General features: G+C 42.7%; 7 protein-coding genes. All 7 read left to right on the plus strand.

The window, feature by feature from the left end; genetic code table 11:
• Positions 1 to 4 precede the first annotated feature (4 nt).
• The 7 genes from ACW12G_RS05585 to phoU all read left to right on the plus strand — a co-directional run bounded on the left by ACW12G_RS05585 (position 5) and on the right by phoU (position 6,632).
• Positions 5 to 1,360: a sensor histidine kinase gene (locus tag ACW12G_RS05585; RefSeq protein ID WP_455647469.1), complete on the plus strand. Its 1,356-nt coding sequence runs from the start codon at positions 5 to 7 to the stop codon at positions 1,358 to 1,360.
• A 105-nt stretch (positions 1,361 to 1,465) separates the two neighbouring features.
• Positions 1,466 to 2,347: a phosphate ABC transporter substrate-binding protein PstS family protein gene (locus ACW12G_RS05590; RefSeq protein WP_146975445.1), complete on the plus strand. Its 882-nt coding sequence runs from the start codon at positions 1,466 to 1,468 to the stop codon at positions 2,345 to 2,347.
• Between the two features lie 95 nt (positions 2,348 to 2,442).
• Positions 2,443 to 3,366 (plus strand): phosphate ABC transporter permease subunit PstC, encoded by a 924-nt coding sequence (gene pstC, locus ACW12G_RS05595; RefSeq protein ID WP_029509636.1) that lies wholly within the window; start codon positions 2,443 to 2,445, stop codon positions 3,364 to 3,366.
• Positions 3,366 to 4,250 (plus strand): phosphate ABC transporter permease PstA, encoded by an 885-nt coding sequence (gene pstA, locus ACW12G_RS05600; protein WP_455647468.1) that lies wholly within the window; start codon positions 3,366 to 3,368, stop codon positions 4,248 to 4,250. The genes pstC and pstA overlap by 1 nt, the downstream gene beginning before the upstream one ends.
• 82 nt (positions 4,251 to 4,332) lie before the next feature.
• Positions 4,333 to 5,172, plus strand: a complete 840-nt coding sequence (gene pstB, locus ACW12G_RS05605; RefSeq protein ID WP_010003307.1) for a phosphate ABC transporter ATP-binding protein PstB — start codon at positions 4,333 to 4,335, stop codon at positions 5,170 to 5,172.
• On the plus strand, positions 5,169 to 5,939 hold the full coding sequence (pstB, locus tag ACW12G_RS05610) for a phosphate ABC transporter ATP-binding protein PstB (protein WP_010003305.1): 771 nt from the start codon (positions 5,169 to 5,171) through the stop codon (positions 5,937 to 5,939). The genes pstB (ACW12G_RS05605) and pstB (ACW12G_RS05610) overlap by 4 nt, the downstream gene beginning before the upstream one ends.
• An 18-nt stretch (positions 5,940 to 5,957) precedes the next feature.
• Positions 5,958 to 6,632 (plus strand): phosphate signaling complex protein PhoU, encoded by a 675-nt coding sequence (gene phoU / locus ACW12G_RS05615; RefSeq protein ID WP_010003304.1) that lies wholly within the window; start codon positions 5,958 to 5,960, stop codon positions 6,630 to 6,632.
• Positions 6,633 to 6,649: the final 17 nt, after the last annotated feature.

A 6,649-nucleotide genomic window follows, 5' to 3' on the forward strand; every position in this document is an offset into this window, starting at 1 on the left:
GGTAATGACAAAAAAAATATTAAAATTTCTATCGTTTTGGTTTATCAATTTTGTATTCTGTGGCGTCGTGAGTAGTTTTTTGCAGCTCCATTTAAGACAGTGGCTGTTGCTTGTTTTAATTATGACTTTGGCAACTTTTGTCATTGTACTATGGGCTAATTTTTGGGAAAATCGCCAACAACAAGAATTAACAGTGATGGAAAAACGGATGGCCGATACGGTTGCTGGTGAGACCCCAAGAGGCGTGTTGGCAGAACCAGGATCGCCTTATTACGCCTTGATCAAGCAATTTAATGTGATGCAACATCAGATCGAACAAGCACGTCAAACTGCACAACGTGATGTGACGAACTATCGTTCATTGCTAGCGAGTTTACCAGTTGGGGTGATTAATATTAATCGCGCCCATACCATTGATGTGTTTAATGAAACGGCGGCTGACCTGTTGGGCATTCAACGCCCTGAAACGCCGATTGCCGAAAGTATGGTGATTCGACAGTTCACGCTCTCTGAGCTGATTACCCAAACGTTTAATACGCAAAAAAATCAACAATCGATTTTGAATTTACAAATTAATGGCGATATGAAACAGTACGAAGTTAGCACTTTGTATCATCAAGGTAATCTGAAACATGCGGAAGTCATGATCATTATTTATGACTTAACATCGGTCTTACAAGTTGAGCGGATGCAGTCTGACTTTTTGGCGAATGCGTCTCATGAGCTAAAAACACCGCTAACGGCGATTACGGGTTTTATCGAAACATTACAAGGACCGGCCGGCGCAGATCAAGCCACGCGGGAGATGTTTTTGGCTATTGTGGCGCAGGAAGCCAAACGGCTATCGTCATTGGTCAATGATATTCTCTCATTATCACGTGTGCAACAAAAGCGAGAGGCTGTACAGACGGAGTTAGTGATTCATGATATGGTGGCCGAACAATGGCAGCATGTGATGCCATTGGCGGAGACTAAAGCCGTGCAATTGCGCAATGACGTGCCTGATGATTTTATCATTCGTGGTCTCAAAACAGACGTGGAAATGATTTTACAAAACTTGATTGTTAATGCAGTGAAATATAACGTCCAAGGTGGGGACATTCACGTGACGGCTTACAAGGATCATCAGCATTGGCAGTTAAATGTTAAAGATACGGGCATCGGGATTCCGACGAATCAACAATCCCGAATTTTTGAACGTTTTTATCGTGGGGATGAATCACGACAACGCAAAATTGCTAGTGGCACAGGCTTAGGTTTAGCCATTGTTAATGAAATTGTTAATAAGCACAATGGTGAAATTAAAGTACAATCACAAGTTGCGGTGGGCACAACAATCAGTGTGACGTTACCTTTGTAAATATTTCTTGACACAATCTTTACATTCACCCGCGATGACATTTACAAAACTTTAAGATAATAGGAGAGTAGTAGTTATTGTAGTTAAATCTTGGGAGGCATCAACATGTCGAAATCACATCGCGGGATGATTGTATCAACAGTCGTCATCGTGGGTCTTATTGCGGCCATTGGCGCAGGTTACATTACACGTGATAAAAGTGCATCAGGCACATCAATCACGGCTGTCGGTTCAACGGCCTTACAACCATTGGTAGAAGCTGCCGGAGAAGAGTACACGAAAGCTAATCTTGGAACATTTGTCAATGTGCAGGGTGGCGGTACGGGTACCGGTCTAAGTCAAGTTGCACAAGGCGCGGTTGATTTAGGAAACGCTGATGTATTTGCCGAAGAAAAGTCAGGAATTGATGCGACTAAGCTAGTCGATCATCAAGTGGCTGTTGTCGGCATTACACCGTTATTAAATAAAGAAAATGGGGTGACCAACTTGAGCACCCAGCAACTACGTGAGATTTTCACAGGTAAAGTCAAGAACTGGCGTCAAGTCGGTGGGCATGATTTGCCAATTGTGATTATCAATCGTGCAGCGGGCTCAGGGACACGGGCAACCTTTGAAAAGTTTGGTTTGATGGGCGATAAGAGTACTTCAGCGCAAGAACAAGATTCATCTGGTATGGTGCGGTCAATTGTTGCGACAACACCTGGCGCTATCTCTTATGCAGCCCTTGGGTACATCAACAATACTGTTGTGGCACCGACAATTAACCATGTCAAGCCAACTAACAGCAATGTCATCACTGGTCGCTATCCGATTTGGTCGTATGAGCACGTGTATACGAAGGGGAACCCATCTAAGCAGGTCGCCAAGTTCTTGGATTATTTATCATCAGAAAAAATACAAAAAACTTTGGTGCCAAAGCTAGGGTATATCTCAGTTCATGATATGCAAGTTATCCGTCAAGTCGATGGCCAGATCATAAAAAAATAATCTGACGTGTAGTTATCATGCATACGTCAGATCAGAACAGCATTTGAAATATAGTAGACAGTGGGTAACCACTCGTCAAATACTTTGGAGATAAAATGGATAACATTACAAAAAAGTTGATGCAAAAGTCAGAATCAACGAAGCAAGACGCAATGGGGCGGGCAATTAGTTTGTCTGCGTTGGCCTTGATCGTGCTTGTGGTCGTTTCAATTTTTGCTTTCGTTATGAGTCGTGGACTATCAACATTTTTCCAAGATGGTGTCAGTGTGAAAGAATTCCTCTTTGGCACAACTTGGAATCCATCAGTGATTAATCCACAAACAAAGCAGCCTTATGTCGGGGCGATGCCAATGATTATGGGCTCGTTCTTGGTGACGTTTTTAGCCGCAATTGTTGCCACACCATTTGCAATTGGGACGGCATTATTTATGACTGAAATTGCGCAAAAGCGTGGTACAAAAATCATGCAACCAATTATTGAATTGCTGGTTGGTATTCCATCAGTTGTTTATGGTTTCATCGGCTTAACAGTGGTTGTGCCATTTATTCGGACAGTGTTTGGTGGATCAGGGTTTGGTATCCTATCGGGTACCATTGTGTTATTCGTCATGATCTTACCAACGATTACGTCAATGACAGTGGATACGTTGAAGTCAGTCCCACGTCATTACCGTGAATCAGCTTTGGCAATTGGGGCAACCCGTTGGCAAATGATTTATAAAGTGATCTTGCGTGCGGCTACACCAGGTATCTTAACAGCGATTGTCTTCGGTATGGCGCGTGCGTTTGGTGAAGCCTTAGCCGTACAAATGGTGATTGGTAATGCGGCATTGATGCCACAAAACTTGATTTCACCAGCCTCAACCTTGACATCTGTCTTGACGATGGGAATTGGTAACACGGTTATGGGCTCACTACAAAATAATGTCTTGTGGACTTTGGCCATGATCTTGCTATTGATGTCACTTGTCTTTAACTTGATTGTGCGGGCTATCGGACGCAAAGGGGAAATGAAATAATGAATGCAAAAACTGCTGATAAAATCGCCACAGGCATCATTTATATGATTTCTGGGATTGTTGCGCTAATCTTAGCGGCCATGCTCGCCTTTATTTTGGTTCGTGGCGTACCACACTTGTCATGGCATTTCTTAACGGCACCAGCCAAAGCCTTTGAAGCTGGCGGTGGTATTGGCGTACAACTGTTTAACTCATTTTACTTATTAGTATTAGCGATGGCGATTAGTTTTCCAATCGCTTTAGCTGCGGCAATTTACTTGAATGAATATGCCCGCAAGGGACCTTTGACAACCATGGTTCGGACAGCAATCGAAATTTTGAGTTCATTGCCATCAGTTGTTGTCGGTTTGTTTGGTTTCTTGTTGTTCGTCGTGAAATTCCATTTTGGCTTTTCAATTTTGTCTGGCGCGATTGCGTTGACATTCTTCAACTTACCTTTGTTAACACGCTCAATTGAAACCAGTTTGGCACAAATTCCAAACTTACAACGTGAAGCTGGCTCAGCATTGGGACTATCACGCTGGGAAACAGTGATTCATGTCATCTTACCAGCAGCGGTACCTTCAATTGTCACCGGTGTTGTCTTGTCTGCCGGCCGTGTGTTTGGTGAAGCGGCGGCTTTGATTTATACAGCGGGACAATCAGCCCCAGCTTTGAACTTCAGTGAATGGAATCCGTTCAACATTTCTAGTCCGTTAAACCCAATGCGTCCGGCCGAAACCTTGGCGGTGCACATTTGGAAAATTAATTCTGAAGGCATCATGCCCGATGTGAGTGCAGTTTCTGCTGGTTCCTCAGCAGTGTTGATCATTGTTGTCTTATTGTTTAACTTCAGTGCACGTAAGCTGGGTACAAAGTTGCACAAAAAGCTTACCAGTGCTTAATGTGAGTTAATTGCAAGAAACAGTTGTCACAGTCAGTTGCGAGGCAATAAGACAGCCTGATTGTAGGCTTTATGGAGAAAAAATGGCAAATACGATTGATTTAAAACCAGTCAGTGAATTTATTTCAGATGAGGCACCTGAACGTTATATTTATAAGATGTCACCGGAAAAGCATGAAATTGCATTGTCAACACATGATTTGCAAGTTTATTATGGTGATAACTTGGCCTTGAGTGAAGGTGATTTATCGTTTGAACGTTACAAAATCACGAGTTTAATCGGGGCCTCTGGTTCCGGTAAATCAACCTTTTTACGGTCTTTGAACCGGATGAACGATGGCGTGGCCACGGTTAAAGGAAACATTATGTATCGCGGTGTTGATATTAACACAAAAGCGATTGATGTGTACGAAATGCGCCGCCATATTGGCATGGTATTCCAACGCCCAAATCCGTTTGCAAAGTCAATTTATAACAACATTACCTTTGCGTTGACACAACGTGGGATGACGAATAAGCAAGAATTAGACGAAATTGTTGAAACGAGTTTGCGTCAAGCTGCTTTGTGGGATGAAGTGAAAGATGAATTAAACAAGTCAGCCCTTGCTTTGTCAGGTGGACAAGCTCAACGATTGGTGATTGCTCGTGCATTGGCATTGAAGCCAGATATTTTGTTGCTTGATGAACCGTCAAGTGCGCTTGACCCAATTTCGTCAGCACAAGTTGAAGACACACTGCTTGAGTTGAAAAACAAGTATACGATCATTATCGTGACGCACAACATGCAACAAGCAGCGCGTATCAGTGATTACACGGCGTTCTTCCACATGGGAAAAGTCATTGAATATGATTTAACACGTAAAATCTTTACACGACCAAAAGTTGCGCTAACAAATGATTATATATCGGGGAACTTCGGATGACAGAGAGTACACAAAAGAATATTCTTGAAACGCGCGATGTAAAATTATGGTACGGTAAAAAAGAGGCCTTGCATGGCATTAACCTCTCATTTCCAGAAAAAGGCATTACGGCGCTCATTGGCCCTTCTGGATCAGGAAAGTCCACTTATTTGCGGGCGTTAAACCGAATGCATGATTTGGAAGATAACATTACAGTCACAGGGACATTTGACTGTAATGGCACCAATATTTATGCCCCAACAACTGATACAGTTGAGTTGCGTAAGCGCATTGGGATGGTCTTCCAACAACCTAATCCATTTCCATTTTCAATCTATGAAAATGTCATCTTTGGGTTGCGCTTAGACGGTGTTCGCGATAAAACGGTGCTAGATGAAGCCGTTGAAAAAGCGCTACGTCAAGCATCCGTTTGGGATGAAGTGAAAGATGATTTGCATAAGTCAGCGTTAGGCTTATCAGGTGGCCAACAGCAACGTGTATCGATTGCTCGTGTGCTGGCTACCTCACCAGAGTTGTTGCTGTTAGATGAACCAACATCAGCTTTGGATCCCGTATCAAGTCACAACATTGAAGAAACGTTGTTGAATTTAAGAAATGATTATGCGATGATTATTGTGACCCATTCGATGTCTCAAGCATCACGTCTATCAGATCGCACGGCCTTTTTCCTAAGTGGTAATTTGATTGAAGTGGATGCCACGAAAAACATCTTCTTAAACCCACAGCGCCAAGAAACACAAGATTACATCAGTGGCCGTTTTGGCTAAGCATAAAGGAGAAACAATATGCGACGTTTATTTGATGAAGAATTAGCTGACTTAGATAATTCATTTACAGAAATGGGGATGCTTGTCGCCCAAACCATTCAAAAGGCAGTGCAATCATTTGTCGATCATGATCGTGAAGGGGCGAAAGCCATTTTGGAAAATGATCATAAGATTAATGAACGCGAAGCAGCCATTGAAAAGAAGACATTTGAAATGATCGCGTTGTATCAACCCGTGACGACTGATTTGCGTGAAATCGTGACGATTTTAAAGGCTGTATCAGTCCTAGAACGTATGGGGGATCAAGCGCGTAACATTGCCAATTCAACGATTCGTGTGAAAGGCACTAAGCATATTGCCAGTGTCGAAAAAGAATTGGGTGAAATCGGTGAACAAGTGGCAACGATGGTTTCTCGTGTGATGGATTACTACGTTAAAAATGACGCTTTAGGCGCGGAAACAATCGCTGAAGAAAACCAATCATGGTCAAATCGGGCAGCCAAGGTTCGTTTGGATTCCGTAAAAGGCATGAAGGATGATCCAGAACTTGTCGATTCAGCGGCTGATTATTTGGTGATTGCTGGGTACTTGAAGCGTATCGGTGACTATACCATCGATATTGCCGAGTGGATCGTTTATAAGCGTACAGGTAAAATTATTGAATTAAACCCTGGTTACAACTACTTTATTTAATATATACTTCCCATCAT

It is taken from the genome of Leuconostoc sp., assembly GCF_965300815.1.

Excerpts from the sequence above, each read along its gene's own strand:
- ACW12G_RS05585 (WP_455647469.1), top strand. The coding sequence starts at position 5 with ATGACAAAAAAAATATTAAAATTTCTATCGTTTTGGTTTATCAATTTT.
- ACW12G_RS05590 (WP_146975445.1), top strand. The coding sequence starts at position 1,466 with ATGTCGAAATCACATCGCGGGATGATTGTATCAACAGTCGTCATCGTG.
- pstC (WP_029509636.1), top strand. The coding sequence starts at position 2,443 with ATGGATAACATTACAAAAAAGTTGATGCAAAAGTCAGAATCAACGAAG.
- pstA (WP_455647468.1), top strand. The coding sequence starts at position 3,366 with ATGAATGCAAAAACTGCTGATAAAATCGCCACAGGCATCATTTATATG.
- pstB (WP_010003307.1), top strand. The coding sequence starts at position 4,333 with ATGGCAAATACGATTGATTTAAAACCAGTCAGTGAATTTATTTCAGAT.
- pstB (WP_010003305.1), top strand. The coding sequence starts at position 5,169 with ATGACAGAGAGTACACAAAAGAATATTCTTGAAACGCGCGATGTAAAA.
- phoU (WP_010003304.1), top strand. The coding sequence starts at position 5,958 with ATGCGACGTTTATTTGATGAAGAATTAGCTGACTTAGATAATTCATTT.